17 protein-coding genes are annotated in these 18380 nt (G+C 35.4%); 5 read left to right on the top strand and 12 right to left on the bottom strand.

Going from position 1 to position 18380, the window contains the following annotated elements; translation table 11 throughout:
- The first annotated feature begins 42 nt into the window (after positions 1-42).
- Positions 43-1083: a DUF418 domain-containing protein gene (locus tag NV349_RS12210; RefSeq protein WP_271910056.1), complete on the top strand. Its 1041-nt coding sequence runs from the start codon at positions 43-45 to the stop codon at positions 1081-1083.
- A 441-nt stretch (positions 1084-1524) separates the two neighbouring features.
- Entirely contained in the window at positions 1525-2388 is an 864-nt protein-coding gene (locus NV349_RS12215) for a PhzF family phenazine biosynthesis protein (protein ID WP_036117027.1), read from the top strand.
- 148 nt (positions 2389-2536) lie between these two features.
- Here the strand turns inward: NV349_RS12215 and NV349_RS12220 are convergent, their stop codons facing one another.
- Complete coding sequence (locus tag NV349_RS12220; protein WP_141905667.1) at positions 2537-3391, bottom strand: malate synthase; 855 nt, start codon at positions 3389-3391, stop codon at positions 2537-2539.
- 839 nt (positions 3392-4230) lie between these two features.
- Here NV349_RS12220 and NV349_RS12230 point away from each other — a divergent pair.
- Complete coding sequence (locus NV349_RS12230) at positions 4231-4476, top strand: hypothetical protein (RefSeq protein ID WP_036117032.1); 246 nt, start codon at positions 4231-4233, stop codon at positions 4474-4476.
- 53 nt (positions 4477-4529) lie between these two features.
- Here the strand turns inward: NV349_RS12230 and NV349_RS12235 are convergent, their stop codons facing one another.
- On the bottom strand, positions 4530-4922 hold the full coding sequence (locus NV349_RS12235; RefSeq protein ID WP_036117034.1) for a RidA family protein: 393 nt from the start codon (positions 4920-4922) through the stop codon (positions 4530-4532).
- Positions 4923-5602: 680 nt separating this feature from the next.
- Positions 5603-6616 (bottom strand): alpha/beta fold hydrolase, encoded by a 1014-nt coding sequence (locus NV349_RS12240; RefSeq protein ID WP_089932729.1) that lies wholly within the window; start codon positions 6614-6616, stop codon positions 5603-5605.
- 129 nt (positions 6617-6745) lie between these two features.
- Here NV349_RS12240 and NV349_RS12245 point away from each other — a divergent pair, with 129 nt between their 5' ends.
- Complete coding sequence (locus tag NV349_RS12245; RefSeq protein WP_089932724.1) at positions 6746-7630, top strand: LysR family transcriptional regulator; 885 nt, start codon at positions 6746-6748, stop codon at positions 7628-7630.
- Between the two features lie 192 nt (positions 7631-7822).
- Here NV349_RS12245 and NV349_RS12250 read toward each other — a convergent pair whose 3' ends face one another.
- The 8 genes from NV349_RS12250 to NV349_RS12285 all read right to left on the bottom strand — a co-directional run bounded on the left by NV349_RS12250 (position 7823) and on the right by NV349_RS12285 (position 14961).
- The gene (locus NV349_RS12250; protein WP_374703118.1) at positions 7823-8392 is read right to left on the bottom strand and encodes a GNAT family N-acetyltransferase; all 570 of its coding nucleotides are present in this window, start codon (positions 8390-8392) and stop codon (positions 7823-7825) included.
- 155 nt (positions 8393-8547) lie between these two features.
- A complete protein-coding gene (locus NV349_RS12255; RefSeq protein WP_271910060.1) occupies positions 8548-8829 on the bottom strand; it encodes a hypothetical protein in 282 nt (93 codons plus the stop codon).
- Positions 8830-9066: 237 nt separating this feature from the next.
- Positions 9067-9252, bottom strand: a complete 186-nt coding sequence (locus NV349_RS12260; protein WP_271910062.1) for a hypothetical protein — start codon at positions 9250-9252, stop codon at positions 9067-9069.
- Between the two features lie 558 nt (positions 9253-9810).
- Entirely contained in the window at positions 9811-11016 is a 1206-nt protein-coding gene (locus tag NV349_RS12265) for an EAL-associated domain-containing protein (RefSeq protein WP_334312331.1), read from the bottom strand.
- 536 nt (positions 11017-11552) lie between these two features.
- Positions 11553-12656 (bottom strand): TFIIB-type zinc ribbon-containing protein, encoded by a 1104-nt coding sequence (locus NV349_RS12270; RefSeq protein ID WP_058843669.1) that lies wholly within the window; start codon positions 12654-12656, stop codon positions 11553-11555.
- 14 nt (positions 12657-12670) lie between these two features.
- Positions 12671-13987 carry an SPFH domain-containing protein gene (locus NV349_RS12275; RefSeq protein WP_271910065.1) on the bottom strand — a complete coding sequence of 439 codons (1317 nt, stop codon included), beginning with the start codon at positions 13985-13987 and terminating at the stop codon, positions 12671-12673.
- 162 nt (positions 13988-14149) lie between these two features.
- The gene (locus tag NV349_RS12280; RefSeq protein WP_089932718.1) at positions 14150-14524 is read right to left on the bottom strand and encodes a DUF423 domain-containing protein; all 375 of its coding nucleotides are present in this window, start codon (positions 14522-14524) and stop codon (positions 14150-14152) included.
- A gap of 11 nt (positions 14525-14535) precedes the next feature.
- Positions 14536-14961, bottom strand: coding sequence for an acyl-CoA thioesterase (locus tag NV349_RS12285; RefSeq protein ID WP_089932714.1), 426 nt, complete (start codon positions 14959-14961; stop codon positions 14536-14538).
- A gap of 1557 nt (positions 14962-16518) precedes the next feature.
- Here NV349_RS12285 and NV349_RS12290 point away from each other — a divergent pair.
- Entirely contained in the window at positions 16519-17145 is a 627-nt protein-coding gene (locus NV349_RS12290) for a DUF4352 domain-containing protein (RefSeq protein WP_036117064.1), read from the top strand.
- A 795-nt stretch (positions 17146-17940) separates the two neighbouring features.
- Here the strand turns inward: NV349_RS12290 and NV349_RS12295 are convergent.
- Positions 17941-18174, bottom strand: a complete 234-nt coding sequence (locus NV349_RS12295) for a DUF3953 domain-containing protein (protein WP_036117066.1) — start codon at positions 18172-18174, stop codon at positions 17941-17943.
- Between the last annotated feature and the right edge of the window lie 206 nt (positions 18175-18380).

An 18380-nucleotide genomic window follows, 5' to 3' on the forward strand; every position in this document is an offset into this window, starting at 1 on the left:
AGTAAACTATCTTATACTTGGCTTTGAAGGAGGAGATGACCGTTGCAACCAACCGACAACAACAAACGAATTGATACATTAGATTATTTAAGAGGATTCGCTCTACTTGGCATTATTTTAGTTAATATTCCCGCATTAATGTGGATTGAACCCCCTACATTAACGAGCGATATTGCCTATAGTCGCTTTTTAACTCTTTTTATAGAGGGTAAATTTTTCATCATTTTTTCATTTTTATTTGGTATAGGATTCTATCTTTTTATTTCTCGTGCCCTTGCAAGAAATGAAAAAGCTTATTCCTTATTTAGTCGCAGACTTTTGATGTTATTACTTATGGGGATTGTCCATTTCTATTTCCAACCAGGTGAAGCCTTAACGGTCTATGCCATTTTTGGCTTTGTAGCCTTGCCATTTTATAAAATACGCAAACAATTCAATCTAATCATTGGATTAATCCTATTAGCTATTACTGCTTATTGGGGCCTTAAAATTTTGATGCCCTTTCCACTGATTTTGCTAGGTCTAACTGCTGGTCAATATCGCTTATTTGAAAATATCTCAATTCATCGAAATAAAATCATACTAGTAACGATTGTTATGGGCTGTATAAGTATTGCTAGCTGGATTTATCAATGGCAGTATGTCCCTGATGCAATCGATACGATGGATCAACTGTCCAAGGATCAGCTAGACGTCCATATTACAAATATCGAGCAATTTGCATTAATCGGATTACAGTTTAGCCCATTCGCTTCGGCATTTTACATGGGGACAATCATTCTATTACTACAAAGCTCTTTATTTCAACAACTGTTATCACCATTAAAGGCATATGGACGAATGGCCTTAACCAATTACTTGGGGCAAACCGCGCTTATTCTAGTAATCGGTCATGCCTTCCAGCTCATTGGACAGCTTCGTTACATTGAGTCTTTGTGGATTTGTCTAGGTATTTATGTTTGTCAATTGCTCTTTAGCAAGCTATGGTTACATTTTTTCCGCTTTGGTCCTATGGAATGGCTGTGGCGAATGGGCACCTATTGGACAGCCCCTCCCCTACGCCAAAGCAAAAAAGGGCACTAATTATTTATCGTCAATGATAAACACCTATCAGTATTGGATTAAACGTCATATATTGGTAATGTACCCTACTCGCTTTCCATCTTTGCTCATATCTTCAGCAAGAAACACATCCCCATTTTATTTGGTCACTTATTGCATACATACGATTACGGTCAGAAATATGCAGATGTGACTAATTTAAAAACAGCGTAAGCCCAGTGCTGACGCTGTTTTTTTATTTTTATAAAATAGCTATAAGAACCGAAAGTAAACATTTGGGACACTTTATAGGAAACAAAAGAAAATAAATCTAGTGACTCAAACTGTAGATAAACTATTTCTGGAGAGTTCAGATGCTAAAAATAGTTTGTCTCTTGCTTTATAGCAAATTTATCCAACATCATTTATACCTAGTGCTTTCTATGCTACAATTTACTATAAGTGAGGAAAGAAGGGTGTCTTATGAAAATATCTGTTTATGTTGCAAGTGCATTTAGCAAGGATCATAAAGGCGGAAATAAAGCAGGAGTGGTATTTATTGAGAATACATTGACCACTACTCAAAAAATGGCAATAGCCAAACAACTGGGCTATGCGGAAACCGCATTTATATCAGAATCTGAAATTGCTGATTATAAATTTGAGTATTTTACACCAAAAGAAGAAGTTGATTTATGTGGTCATGCCACAATTGGCTCTTTCGCGATACTGATGCATTTAAATAAACTTTTCAGGAATAGCTATACGATTGAAACGAACAGCGGTGTCCTTACTATTACCATAAAAGATGACATCATATTCATGGAACAAAACAAACCGAAATTCTATGATATTGTATCTCCAAACGAGTTCATCGACTGTTTTGACATTAAAGATATAGACAATAAATACCCAATTCAAATTGTCTCCACAGGCTTAAAAGATATTTTAATTCCTATAAAAAGCGAAACACGATTACATGCACTGCAACCTAATTTTGAAAAAATTAAAACAATCAGCAAGTATTATAATGTTGTCGGGATGCATCTATATACTTTTAATGACAATCGAATTATATGCAGAAATTTTGCTCCACTATACGACATCAATGAAGAAGCAGCGACTGGAACTTCAAACGGTGCATTAGCTTGCTACCTTTATGAAAAGCACTACTTGCAAAAAGAAGTCTATGTATTTGAACAAGGGTATTCTTTACACTCACCTTCCGAAATATTAGTTAAATTAGCAACCAATAGCAAGAATGAAATAGAAAAAGTTTATGTTGGCGGCAAAGGCTATTATTGTGAAACTAAGTGTTTAAATGTAGAAAATATTGAGTGTAAATAAAAAGGTTGAGAAAATAATTTCTCAACCTCAGACTGTAGACAAAGTATCTGATTATTCGATGCTTTGTCTTTTCTTCTTGGTAAAATGCAATCAAATATACCGCTAAAAAAATAGTTGTTCGTCACTCTTATAATCCTTGGACTAACATCTATATACGCGTTAATGCGCCATTAGGCTTTGGTAACTCTTGGGCTGTTATTTGATTCATTTTGCAAAAATGTTTAAAAAATTGTTGTGCCAGCTCTCGTTCATTTGTGTCACTTTTTAATGAAACTATATCAAGCAAAATTTGAGCCATCCATAAATTTTCAAAATAACGATATTTACCTGTATTCCATGTCATTTTTTCAGGGAATTTTTCATTGATATAATAGTGCCAGAAAAGCAGCTGATCCGATTCCTGTTCTGTAAGTTGAATTCTGTATTTTGAATGAGCTGGAATATATCCATCTTCACAAAGCTTGCCGACAAAGTTTTCATTCACCATATAGACACCTAAGATACGTCTGTCTTTTTCAAGCATGCTGGAATCTTTTGCTGTTAAGAGGACAGCGCTATTTTGGTGCAAACGGCTCGGTTTGTTTGGCTTTCCTTTGTTATTACCACTTTTTAATATGCCCGAAAAAACTTTCCACTCTGAAAAAGAACTATCCTGTTCTTCTGTGTCACACCAAAAAACCATTTGTGATGCAGGATGAAGTTTATGGTTATGCATAAGTTTTTCGTGTTCCAAACGAAGTACCAGTTTTTTTCTTTGTAGTATTTTTTCCTCTTCCTTCTTCCATTCTTCCTCTTTTCGCTCAATTTCCTTTTTTTGTATAATTTCTTCAAGTAACTTAGCATCACTTTTATCATGTATTTTTAGGTGCTTTCCAAATACATCAGGGAAAACAAACCTTTTATTTTCCGATCCGAAATGTATTTCAATACTAGAATCATTATGCTTAACTATACTACCTATGCCAAAACGCTTGTGTGTAACTTTCTTATTGATTAGATTCATTATTCTAGTCCTCCTTAAGGAATAAAAACTCGGTTACTATTAGATAGTAAATTAATCATTTTATTCAACTAACTTCCTTTAAAGCACACATAACTGTTTTGATTTTTTCTTCGGCTTAAAAAAGGATATTAAAAAAACGTACCCAAATTCTATCTGTAAAAAAGGACATCTGAATTCGAAATACGATTTTAAAAAAGTAATTGTAAGACTATTATAACATTTTTTAAAAAAATTACAAATTTATTATTGACATCATATTTTACCATAAGGTAAAATGATTATTTATTCTTTGAATTACCTTGAAATAGCTATGTAATAAAAGCCTCCAAAAATCGCAAAATTTCTGGAAAACACCTCTTTAAATAACCACTTGATTATTGGTGCTAAACATAGGAGGGCTTCATGAAATCAATGATGTTCCCTATAAAGAGACTCCCCTGTTGCAAAAGTTTTTTGTAAGAAAATCAAGTTAGGGGTTTGGTTCTAACAAGCTTCTCACCTTCCTCTGCTTTAGATAGCAGCTTATTTAATTGTGGTCGGTCTGCTTTCGCTCCAGTGAATTTCTCTTTGTTAATAACCGTTGCCCTTCACTCACCACTATTATTCAAAACCTGTCATTTAAAAAAAATGCATTTTATACGCCTATTTGCTTGCAGAATCAACAACCACTCCAATCAGAGCTAAAAACGAGTCCAGTGTTATATTGTTGTAGGTGGTTTTCTATTGCCTCTTTGCCAACATCAGTAACCTTTTAGGCTATGTATGCCAAATGATTTTTCACCTGTCACTTATCCTAAACATATAATGCAAATAATACCCTTTTTTGTAGGGAGGATTTTATGAAAAATAACAAGGGCTATAGGAATAGCGAGGGGATCGAATCAGTTAGCCAAGCAGCTAAGCTGGCGGTCATTGCAGGAGCCATTACAACACTCGGTGACGCAATAGCGACTATTGCGGCTGGTCTTGCTTTAGAGGATGAGTTGAAGGAAAATGAAAGCAATAGCAATGATATTGACAAACTACAAAAGCAAATTGACGAATTAAATTATGAATTGAAGCAATTAAAAAGGATGTTACGTTAGAACAGTATTTATACAAAAAACGACAATATCTTTTGGATATTGTCGTTTTTAGGCTATTTAGCAGCCCAAAGATCAATCTCTATTTTAATATCTGGTAGCCCTAAAGCCGTAACATAAGCAACAGTCATAGAGGGATAGGAATCACCAAACATGGCTTCCCATTGCTGATCGAAATAAGCCCAATCAATCTCCTCTGTTGCCCAAATGTTAGCCTTGACTACATGACTAGCATCCAATTCCTCAGCTGCTAAAATCGTTTCTATATTATTAAATGTATTGGTTATTTGTTCCTCGAATCCTTGAGGCAATTGATCATCTTGACCAATACCTATTTGTCCTGAAAATGCATACATTGTTGCATCTTTCGGGATGATTGTTACATGGCTATATTTTCCGACTGGGTAAGGCACCTGCATTGGATTTTTACGCACTATTTTTACTGTCATCTTCCATACTCCTTTAGGTTCTTATTTTTCTAAAAAAGGGCAAACTTATCCCTTGTTCAACGATTTTAGAAAAAAACAGCCGTGGAGAACCCTATACCCATGCTTAAAAAACGAATAGATCTTTTTTTCATGTAAATTCTCCTCCTGTTCCCTAAAGTTATTTTCACTTTACCATTTCTATCCTAGCTAATCAAGGAAGCGTAGAGACGATTTATGAGTTTCTTTATTATTATTTCTCAGGCAATTAACTATATAACTATAACGAATACAGCATATAAATAATAGTGTAAAGCGAAATTAGCCTTACACCTCCGAAATTGTTACCAGGGTCACACCATCCCAAGTGACTCTTCTCATCTTAAAAAACTAGGCTCTCCTAATCGGAGCACCTAGTTTTTTTGTTCCTATGCATGTTCATTACTAAAATAGCATAGCATCCTCAACAAATTCTGAACAGACTATCTAAAATTGTTATATTCATAAATGCCATAATGGTTCTATACTGCACTTCATTCAATTTTTAACTTACTCATTACTGGATAGGCATAGATAGTCACTTCTTTTTTGGAGGGTGTTTTTCGAATTAGGTTCTATTAAAGGTGAATTGATTTTATACGTTTAGCCCTCTTCGCAATATGAATGCCAAATAAAAATTCACTTTTACTCCATACATAAATTTGCTATACCAATTGTAAAAACTGTTTCAATTGGTTGTCTATCTCAAGAGAATCCTGTTCGTTTTGTCCAATTCCGAAGCAATGTCCCCACTTAGATTCGATTGGTCGATAAACTGCATTAGGCATGTGCTTTACTTCATAAGTATTATCCTCTGGCGGAAAAAAAAGATCGGTCGACCCTGGCATAACAAGGGCTTGAGCAGTGATACAGTTTAACGCTTTTTCAAAATTTCTGTTGTCTTGAGGATTAGCACTTATATCTCCGTTAATACCTGTTCGTAGCATGGCAATCAAGTCGTTTGCATCAAAGGAAAGAAACACTTTATCCCAATAATCTTCTAGATATGCCTTTAATGTTGTGTACCCTTCTTCTTGATAGAGCTGTTCTAAATAGTAGGCTTGAGAAAATCCCCATGGCGCATAGGCGCGTCCCATCGCAGCAAGTCCTGCTGTAGGCTGATTAGTGTAGAAGCCTCGCTTCCAGTTGGCGTCTGCTTGCAATGCTGCGATAAGGCTCTCAAAAACAACTTGTGCATGTGGTCTGGTCTTTGCTGTTCCGCCAAACGGTGCAATCCGTTCGACCATCTCAGGATAACTTCTTCCCCATTGAAAGGTTTGCAGCGCACCGAGTGACCATCCAACGACTAGAGCAATTTTCTTAATACCAAATTTTTCAGTTATGAGTCGATGTTGTAACCGAACATTATCATAGATCGTTACAAGTGGAAAATTACCTTTATCCATAGGAGCCTGTGTATTGCTTGGAGAGGAGGATAATCCATTCCCAAACATATTAGGCACGATTATAAAATATTTGTCTGGATCAAGTGCTTTGCCAGAACCAATCAACCACTCATTATCCGTATGCTGGCCAGCAAACCAAGTAGGATAAACAATCACATTTGATTTTGCAGTATTTAAAGTTCCATAGGTTTTATAAGCAAGAAAAGCTTGAGGCAATTTTTGTCCCGATTGTAGCAAGACATCTCCAAGTGAATAAATTTCGTAATCTTTCATAATTCAAATCCCCTTTTATAAAATTTTGCGTGTAGCTTGATTTTTACTCTACGATACTGTTACCATCAAATCAACGAAACGTTTTTGAATATAACGTTCATTTTTTTTGAATTAAGAGGTGCTGTATCAATGGAAATCCGTCAGCTTAAAACATTTTGGACGCTTGCTTCCACTCGCAGTTTTAGTCGCACTGCCGAAGTGTTGAACTATGTTCCGTCTACTGTAACCATGCAAATCAAGGCGTTAGAAGAAGAATTGGGCGTCAGGTTATTGGATCGCTTGGGCAAGAGTGTCGTATTAACAGATGCTGGCCACCAGTTATTGCCCTATGCTACCAAAATATTAAACGATATAGAGGAAGCCCGTTGTGTCTCCAGTCAGAACGGAGAATTAACTGGCACAATTATCATTGGTGCAGACGAAGTACTCTGTACATACCGTTTACCAGCATTACTCAGAGATTATCGTCAACAATATCCCCATGTTCGTCTGCTTTTTAAGCCTTTGTCTGGTCAAAATTTGAAACAAAGTCTAAGAGAAGGAGATGTTGATGTGGTCTTTATGCTAGATGAACCGATCGTATCATCAGATCTTCATACAGAAATTTTATTGGACGAACCGTTTCTTATGGTTGTTTCCCCCGACCATCCATTAGCTTCTCGTGCTACATTAAGCATAGAAGATTTTAATAGAGAGCATATTCTATTAAGTGAAAAAGGTTGCTCTTATCGGACTTTCTTTTATCGTACTTTGGTAAAGAATGGGGCAGACAGCTTGACTGAACTTGAGTTTAATAGTGTAGAAGCCATTAAACAATGTACAATGGCGGGACTCGGTATTGCCTTATTACCAAAAATGGCGCTAAAGGGAGAAATGGAGCGAGGTGAGCTGATCCCTCTACCTTGGGATTTATCTGAAATACAATTTGCCACTCAAATGTTGTGGCATCAAGAAAAATGGATTTCTCCATCGATAAAAGCCTTTACAGATTTAGCAAGAAATTTACTACAGTAATATTCTTAGGAGGAAGGGGCGGATTCAGAAGTTAATGATACTGAATCGACCTTTTTCTAAAGAAAGGAAACAGACTCAAATTAGTGCACAAAGGACTTAAAAAATGTGACTACAACATCAAATTAAGGCTGCTTGAGGCTATGTTCAAAGCAATAGAAAAAGCCACCTCCCATTACGGGACATGACTTCTTCCTAAATCTCTTGATATTCACTTTTCAATATTGAAAAAATGGCAAGATCAACATACTTCCCTTTTTCAAGTTCGTGTTGTCTCAAAACACCCTCTTGACTAAAATTTAATTTTTCCAACAATCTTATAGATGAATTGTTTTCTGGCTCTATTTTCGCTTCGATTTTATTTATTCCCATCGACGTAAAAGCAAAATGTATAATCTTACTTAAAGCCTCTTGCATAATACCCTTTCCCCAATGTTCAGGGTTTAAATCATAGCCAATTTCTATGCGGTTATGTTCTTTTTCATAATTCAAATAACCACAAGTGCCAATCACTTTTTTGGTCTTAGCTTCTTCAATTACCCATCTTAAGCCAGTTTGTTCTTTGAAAATTTTATCATACCAGTTTAATTCATGTAATGCATCATCAACTGAAGCAAATAATGTTAATGGCAAATACTTGACCACTTTTTCATCAGAATAAAGTGCAAAAATATCTTTGCAATCATCAACTATACCTTTTCGTAAGATAAAGCGTTCCGTTTCCAATTTAGGAAAATCTTTAAATTCGAAATTTATACTCATCATAACTCCTTTTCACCATCATTAGCATTATTCATAAATAAATAGTAACACATTATATTCAGAAAATTATCATAACTATTCAATTTGTACATGCAACTCTTTTTATCATTACAAAAACAAAAGCCACATCTATTGGATGTGACTCAATAATTGATTATTTATAACAAAGTTCGAGACTTGGCACTATTGCCAGATACAATAAATTTATCTGTTTCTTCGTCAAAAGCTATAGTGAAACTAAATTCATTCATTAAGCTTCCTGTATAATCACTAAGACTTAGTGTAGGACTAACCCAAAACACAACTTCATTTCCATCAACCTTCCAGCCGCTCTCAAAGCCTTTGTGCTTTTCTTCAAGACGCTTTCCGATAGTTTGTCCGTTATTACTAATGGTATTTTTCACTAAATCAATAAATTTATTTTGTGTTTTTATTTCCATTTAATTCCTCCATTCATACTAATAATAGCTTTAATAGTATTATATGGTTATGAATAGCAAATTAAAACATTTTTGATGCCTAATCTCTAAAAAAAGCAAAGGAAGCTCTCTCTGACACACTTAATATCTCTTTCTAAAATTAAAGAGCATCATTCCTTATTTGAATGATGCTCCACTAAATTAAACTAAGGATCTCCCCTTATTTTCCCAACCACTTGTTAGTGGTACTATGATTTATTATAATCGCTCTAAATCCTGGTATTCTTTCATGTAAGGACCTTCCTCTGCAACAAATGAATGATACAATGCCTTTACTGCGAAGTTTTTCTCTAAACCAATTTCAGATTTTAGCTTTTTTAATTCATCATGCAACGCTCGATGTTCATTGATAAGCTTTAGCATTGTTGTTTTATTATATTTCATTACATCCGTCCTTTTTGTTTATAACTTGAATAATAACTTTAAAATAGTTAAATTCAGGGGAATTATGTGGAACTGCAAAATCCTCGGGCATCTGATGAAGTTCTATTATTTTTTGACGTATATCTGGCCATTTAAATGCTTTATCAATAAACGTTTTAAATTTTTTCATGTCAAAGCTCGGGTTATTTGTTGAAGCTATATTACACCATTATCACTCATAATCGCAAGAACAACTTTAAAGATGCAACAGATACTTTAGTACAACATTACTTTATCACGAATACTTCATTTTCTACACTTCCCATTAATCTACCCCTATTTTCACTTGATTTGACCATTTAAAATGACATAGGATATATTTCCATATAAAAAGCCTCCATCCTAAGATGAAAGCTTTGTAAGTTAACAAAAGTCTATGGCATAAATTCATGAAAACCTTCTTTAAGAGAACTATTCGTAAAGGTTAAGTTCAATTCGGATAAATCACTTTAATCTTCAACTTTGAGGTACAATCATAAGTTACACCTCATAACCCTTGATAGGTAAGCATTTCTAGGCTTACCTAAAAATACTGTGCTCATAAAGATAGTCATAGGAAAGGTCAACAAACAAATATTCATGTTCGTTGATGGCGATGGAGAATGTTCTAGTAATTTCCCCTGTTTCAATATCACGGTATAATTCTGAGATTTCCCCACTTTGATCATTCCGCATTTTAATAATTGTTTGGAGGAAGTATGGGCGCCAGCTCCAGTTCTTATTAATGGCTCTTGGCTGTACTTCCCAGTTACCATCAATTCGCATAATATTAGGTGTTAATTGGAAACCATCCTCATTACATATATAGAGTCGGAAAGAGTAATTATCCAATAACTCGGCAAGATATTCTAGCTGGGATACATTGTCGCTCGTTGGTTTCACACGGTGAACAATTGCCTCTAATTCCTCTCTTAATTTTTTCAACTGCACATATTGCGCCTCTAGCATTTTCTTTTCAGAAGTAATGAATTGCTGGCATTCCTTTTTAAAGCGTTCCTTTAACACATCTTTATCGACAAAGGTCATTGCTGGATTCGCTAGGTACGGACCTTGATAAAATCTACCGCCGTTTTTCCAGGCAAATTGTAGCTGGTACACCGTTTCGATATCTTCAAATAAAAGATTGGCACCAATTTTATAGGCAAGGCTACCAATAGCGGAAATCATGTCCGATTGAGCTGACCAAGAATCATAATTTAAATCACGTGTATTAACCTTTAAAATATGAGGTGCCAATAAAGCAATATGCTCTAAATGACTTTCTGCTCCAACTTCCTGCACAGCGGTTTTCACCCCAAAAGTCGTAAAATAACGCAGGGCGTGGTGTAATTTATTTATATCTCCTAAAAAACGGTGCTCTGATACAACCAGTACGATACGGCGTAAATCCTCTTCAGCTATATATTGTTGGATAATATTAAAATGACTTTCACCAAAATCTTGCATTAGTAAATTTGGATTACTTGGAATGTAAATATCTATATCAGATGCAATCTCATCAATTTGGGCTAATGCCGCATGTAAAATTTTATGCTCCATATCAATTCGATATTCTTCTGGAATATCTTCATTATTGACGAAATCCTTTAAATTAATTTGTTGCCCTTCAATTTGGAGATGTCCGGAAATTTCGTAGGCAATCACCGTATGCGCGTCTGCGCTAAATATCGGTTGATAATACCCATGTATTTGATCTAAATTTGTTAACACTTCAATTGCGTCCATCATCGAAACCTCCATTATGAATAACTTTTTATTGTTATTCAAAAATAACATTATATAGTGCATTAATAGCTTAAAAAATGCTCTCTGACTGTATAATAAGTGGTTTAAAGTAAAATCGCAACTTCACTTATCATAATTAATGGAAAATCTAACCTAAATTTTTGCCTTTTCTTCGCTTTAACCAGTGTTTGATTTTCACCATTTCTAACGACTTTCAGACAGAATAGGTTGCTTTCTCTACTATCTGATCATTTTTAAACCAGTAAAACATTTTTTCAAGGCTGTACTCTCACTATAACGTATGCAGCATACCGCGGAAACAGCCATGACAATACATGATAATAACCCTATCTATACTAAATAAATCAGTCATTTACCCAGCAATTCAGGACAATTTTATGTTATTTCAACCTTCAATACTTATTGTAAAAAAATCTATGTCCAATAGCCCATCTGCTCGAAAAATCTAAACAGTCTGTCGCCCAGAAGTCAGGGATGAAAAAAAGCAGCATTCCAAATTGGAGTGCTGCTCATCATTATTCAGACAGGAAGAAATACCAAATGATTGCTAGTACCATTAACGATAACAGAACAGCTATGGTTACGCGAAGTGGTGAAATTGGCGCATTGCCGCCTACTCGCCCCGTTTGTCCGTTCACCATAAAGCGATAAATCTTTTCCTTATAGCGGAAGGAGGATAGCCAAATCGGTAACATTAAATATTTGTATGTAATATCATCATGATTTGTGGAAAAGCGTAAATTTGATACTACATCCGCACGATTTTCCCAACGAATTTTGGACGTAATTTGTGCATGGAGATGATCATGGATTTCATTTTTTGCTTGGCTCCATCCATCCTGCAAGCCGATACTGTAACGCTCTGATAAAAATCCAGCTACATATTCTGGTTTATAGGCTTTATTATTTAAAAGGTTAAAAGGTTCAATCTTGCGCATCATGTCGCGATCATATCGGGTCGTTGCACTGACTAAGTGATCATCGATAAACTCCTGATAAAAGCCACTTGTTGAATACCAATCGGTTTCCGTGTGCGTTTTCCCATCTTTATCAGTAACCGTTCGATGACGTCCATATCTAGCAGAATATCTAGAGCTTGTTTTGGAGTCAAATGTCCAATATGGAAGATATACTCCTTTAAAAGCATCGGGTCTTGCACTAGTTTTAGCAGCTTTCGGTGTAAACCATCTGCCTTTAATCCATTTTTGAAAATGTTCTCCTGCTTGCTTATCTGTTACTTCAAAAGCACATACCCCATTTGGTGCAAGTGTATTTTCAGCGCTAGCCTCCATAACCTGATTGGAACCACAGTAAGGGCAACTATCTGCAACCTGTAGAGCATCATATATCGTTTCAGCAGCACAGGCTTTACAAATGACCGTTTTTTTCTCCACGCCCCAATTGAAATTTCCACGTTCTTCTGCGTTGAAGAAGTCCATTTCCTGGGCAACTTTTTGTTCCTCCTGATCAGGCGTTGCTATTTCAGTCTCAAAGCCACAATACGGACAAGTCAGTTTACCCGTGGAAGGATTAAATTCAATTGATGCGCTACATGACGGACATTCCGCATCAAAGTCAAGCTGCACTTGTTTGACATTTTCAACATCTTGCGTTGACATCAGTCTTCATCTCCTTACTTGACGTCATTCTCATCAAAAACATCGCCACATTCTGGACAGAATTTAGGCGGATTCACTGGGTCCTCTGGTGTCCATCCACATTTATCACATACATAAAGTAAAGCGCCAGCTGGTTTTTTTGCCCCACACTCACTACAGAATTTACCTTTATTGACCGCACCACAAGTACATGCCCAGCCTTCTTCCGCTGGTTTTGCCGCACCACACTCTGAACAGAATTTCCCCGTGTTTTCATGACCACATGCACAAGTCCATGTATCAGTTGCTTTCGTTGCTTGATTTTGCATCGCAGCTTGCTTATTTTGCTCATTTATTTGATAAAGCTGACTAGCATTGACGCCACCAGCTTGTGCGGCCATATTCATGCCCATAAATCCTGCCATCGCACCGCCCTCATTGTTAGCAGCTGCAATCATAGCCTCTGCCTGCGCACCCGTTAAATGGGCAGCTGCCATGCCTGGATCACGCATAACGGCACTACGTTGTAGCTGTTTAATCATGGCTTCATCTTCATCAGAAGCCTTGAGCGTACTGATACCAAATGACACAACAGCCAAGCCACGTGTTGCAAGCCATTTTTCTGATAATACCTTATTGAGTGCATCTGCTAAAGCAACTGTATGAGCAGGTATTTCACTATAACGAACGCCACTTGCTGAAATTTGCGCGAAAGCAGGCTGTAATGCTGTCATTAATTCCGATTTTAACTGGCTATCAATTGCTACTCTTGTGAATTCATGCTCTACATTGCCACAAACATTTGTATAGAATAATAATGGATCAATAATTTTATATGAATATTCCCCGTGACAGCGAATTGCAATGTCAATATCTAAACCAATATTGTGATCGATGACACGGAATGGAATGGGTGCAGGTGTTCCATATTTGTTCCCTACAATTTCCTTCTTATTAAAATAGTAAACTCGCTGATCCTTCGCAGGCTCTCCTCCAAAAGTGAAACGCTTGCCTATTTGCTTAAACGTTTCCAGAATACCTTGCGACAAATCTGAATCAAACATTATCGATGGTTCTGTTGATGTATCATAAACATATTCTCCAGCCTCTGAAGAAAATTCAACAACTTTCCCCTGCTCAACAATCATCATACATTGCCCTTCATTGATGGCAATAATCGAGCCATTGCTAATGATATTGTCATTGCCTTTATTTGAACCTCGTTTAGAAGTACGTTTCACACCCTTTGTTACAAGAACATCTGCAGATAATGCCTCACAATAGAAATACTCACGCCATTGATCCTCTAAGACGCCTGTTAATGCCCCAACTCCTGCTTTTAATAAACCCATAATTTTTCCCACCTTCATATTAATGTTTAGCTTATTTTATCATCTATCAATACTATGTAATACGCAAAATCAGACAAATTGTTTCATTTTCTTCGTATAATTAAAAAAACGAGCAGCCTCTATGAAATGAATCATAAGAGCTGTCTCGTTACATTTTCTTTATTAGGATAAGGCAGCTATTATAACAAGCACCCATGCGACGATAAATAACATTCCGCCAATTGGTGTAATCGCCCCTAGCTTTTTCACACCTGTCACGGCAAGCACATATAAGCTACCAGAAAAGAAAACAATCCCTGTAAACATCAAATATACTGCCCAAGAAAGCAGACTAGAGCTTCCTAAAAGTGCCTCATTAGAGAGAATACCTAGCCCCATAATCCCTAAAGCATGATACATCTGATATTGCACAGCCGTTTCCCAAATCGCTGCATAATGCGGTGAAGCAAACTTATCCTTCAGTGCATGTGCCCCGAAAGCACCTAAAATAACACCAAGACCTGCCAAAATCGCACCTAACACTAAAAACATTTCCATCTGTTGCTCTCCTATTTTGCCTCAACAGCAATTTCTTTATATTTGGCATCCCAAGCAGGATCAATTTTACTTAAAGAGACCGGGCGCAATGTATCCTTATGCGCAAGAATATGTACGGATTGAGCTGTGGCTGCCACCGTGCCATCCTCATGTAAAATTTCATAGCCATAGGTTGTTCGTAAACGATCATGCTTCTCCAACCAAGTACGCACTGTCGCTACTTGTCCATAATGCATGGCTGCCTTATACGAAATCGATAAATCCATTACTGGCGAAACATAGCCATCTTTTTCTAAAGCAGCATACTCAAAACCTACATCATTTACCAGCTGCGAACGCCCAATCTCCAACCAAATGATATAGTTTGCATGGTACACCACGCCCATTTGGTCGGTCTCCGCATATCGAATCTCAATCTGTTTTTCACTCACAAACATTTTCTTCACCTCGTCCTACATTATAGCGTAAAAGTATTGATTTGGTGGGGTTTTTGCTCTATGGAAATTGGAACGTTGAAAAATAGAGGGAAGCATTTCTTAAATATCTAAAATATATATGGATTTTTCTAATATGAAATATAATTCATATAAACACTGGGGTACCTCTTTATGATTAATAAATAAACATGCACGAGCAGTTACACTAATCTGTATTTACACACAGTAGGTTACTCATTTCATTCAAATAAGTGACCTATTTATTATTTATAACGTACTGACAACATCAAACAGGATTGATATAGTTTTCTTTTATTACCAACATTCTATATGGAAAGACGAAGTTAATTTGAATATACAAGAACAAATAAGAGTTTATTTATAGCCAGCTGGTAAACAGGTTATTTCGTTTGTTGAAGAAGATATAGATATTTTGTCAGCTCATATTGAGCATGATGAACAGATAATATCTGCAACAACAGGTTCAAAAAAGTTAACTTATTTTTTATTCTTGTTAACTACTAAAAGATTGCTTACATTGGAAAAAGATAAAAAAGTAAAATCTTTTATTTCTTATGATGTAAATGCTATTAGTAACTAGTCGTTAACAGAAAGATTTTTGCTGTAGAAGTTGATTTCACCTATTTAAAGAATGAGATTAAACTCAAACTAACTAATGATAATGCAACCAAACCTTTCGCGAATGAACTTGAAAATATCTTCGGCATTCCAGAAAAAACAATACCTCAAAAGAAAGAAAAAGCACCTAAAGCAATCAAACTAAACATGACCATCCTGAATGGAAAAGAACAGATAAAAGAAAGTTGTTTTAATACAAACCAAACAAGGCTATGTAAATATTGCTGTCGACTACAAAGAACCAGAAACCTTCAAGTTAATTAAATGGGAACGTGTAGAAAATGTCCAAAAGAGTACTTCAAGTATAGTTGGCTGGACAGTAATCGGAAGTAAATTCGGTAATGCGGGAGCTATAGCTGGAGCAATGGGAGCTAATATCGGGAAAGATAAATCGGTAGCTACCCTATTTTTAAAACGAGAAAACGGAGAGAAAGTGCCTTTAGAGATGGTGATGGATTAGCTTGTGATAAATAACAAAAGAAAGTCACTCATTATTTTAAATGGGTGACTTCTTATCTTGTTTATATAAAACTGTTCTGTTCTTGGCTACTTTAGTTTCAGTTCCATGATACTTTTAAACTCTTATCCCCTGTTTGTGAAACAGTTAAATTAAAATCAGTATTTCCTTTATTAATTGCCATAAATAATTTCCTCCTTGTGTTGTTTAATTGGTACATCTTAATAATAGACTTCCCACAATGTTCAAAATTATGTAAAATATACATAATTATTCTAGTTAATATCTATCAAAACTCTATATAAACAAATAAAAAACCAGGTACTCTGTTGAGCACCTGGCTATTTCTTTGAGTGATTTACTAAGCTTGAACCATATTCTAGTATAATAAGTTTACATAACATGGTAATATTGATATAATTTAATAGTACTAACAACATATACAAAGGAGACTATTTTACATGAAAAAACCTTTCTACAAAAAATGGTGGTTTATTTTAATTGTTGCCATCATTGTAATCGGCGCCATTGGTAATATGGCAGGAGGCAATGATACAACAAAGGAGAAGGATTCTAAAGATAAAGTTGAGACTTCTGCAAAAGCGCCAGAAAATAAAGATTCATCAAAAGATGATGAAAAAGCTAAAGAAAAAGAAGAGATTGCCGTAATTGATACTCCTTTAGAAGTTGGAGATGCAGTGTTTACTCTAAATGGAGTTAGTTTAACAGATCAAGTAGGGCCTTCTGTATTACCTACAAAAGCAAGTGGTACATATGTTGTGTTAGATGTTACTTACAAAAACAATGGAAATAAAGCTGTAACAATTGATGCTAGTTTCTTCAAATTAAAACGTGGTGAAAAAACATATGAATCCGATAGTGTTGCTAGCATGTCAGCAAACCAAGGTGAAGATGGTAACATTCAAAATAGCTTCTTCTTACAAGAAGTAAACCCTGACATGGAGATTAAAGGTAAAGTTGTATTTGACCTTGCTCCAGAAGTAGCAGAAGCAACTGATTTACAACTGCAAGTACAAACGGGTATTTTCGGTACTGAAACAGGTATGATTAATCTAAGACATTATTAAAGTCACTCAAATGAGTGGCTTTTTTTAGTTCATATTTAGCTTTTATCTACAATTCTTCCACTAGCAGTCCATTCGTACTCACCTTCACCAGACATTATATGTCGTAATTTTAATAATTCTTCAATTACTATATCTAAACTCTCGACTTTATTAAAACCAAGTGTAACAGGAGCATCATTTAAATTTAATATTTTAGTAGCTTCTAATTTCGTTCAAACAGGTTCTAGGTCAATTTTAGTAAACTGAATAGCTCCAGAATCTCTCTCCTTAACCCTCAAACAAGAGTGCTTTTCTATAAAAATTATAGAATATCTTTTGATATTATTACGCGATTACCCTTACAATATTTTTTGTTTACTTCTGAAATTCAGTTAACATTAAATAGTCCATTAATTATATCTGTAATACTATAAAAATAATTGCAGACATAGTTAAAGAGCAGAGCATAACATATTGGATATTGGTGGGTTCATAAGTTGATAAAAAATACCTGCTACCAATCATTGATTATTGGCTAACCACACATCGGCGTATTGTTCTAGCTCTTGTATGTTGTTTAATGCCATCTTTCCTCATCCTTTCGAATACATAATAAAAAGCCTCCATCCTAAGATGAAAGCTTTGACATTGTGATAACCCTATTGTCGAGAGCTCATTTGTGACTCGTGGTAGAACACACCACATTATTTTGTAGCAAATTGTATTGGGTGCTTTTCTGGGCATTTTGTTGCTGTAGTAAGTTTAACTGAAATAAATGGAAAGTGGAGGAAGTTCATTTATAAACCATTCCTTTATTTATCTCCATATGAAACTTTGAATTGATGCATATGTTGAAAAGAAAAATACTCCTATTAGAAACAAACCATAAGCTTTTCTCTTACTTTGAAATTCTCTAATTCCTAAGGTTAACATAGATAAACCCAAAAAGAATATCATTAGGAAATTCAGCTGGTAATCACGTGTAATAAGTCCATAAGTTGAAAGAGATATTGCTATGATAGCAAAGGCAATTGGTAAAATTTTCAGCATAACCTTCTACACCTCTTTAAATTTCATATTTATTTATCATACTACAAAAAAGAGTAAATGCAAATAAATGTAAATTAATTACCTTTTATATTAATTAATAAACCTAATCTCTTAAAAATATAGATCGACCGTGTATGTCATGCCCCTACAAGTTTGCTCAGCGCTGATCGGTCCTCTATCTGTTTTTCCCTAATATTTAGGTTTTG

It is taken from the genome of Lysinibacillus sp. OF-1, from assembly GCF_028356935.1.
Classification (GTDB): Bacteria; Bacillota; Bacilli; order Bacillales_A; family Planococcaceae; genus Lysinibacillus; species Lysinibacillus fusiformis_D.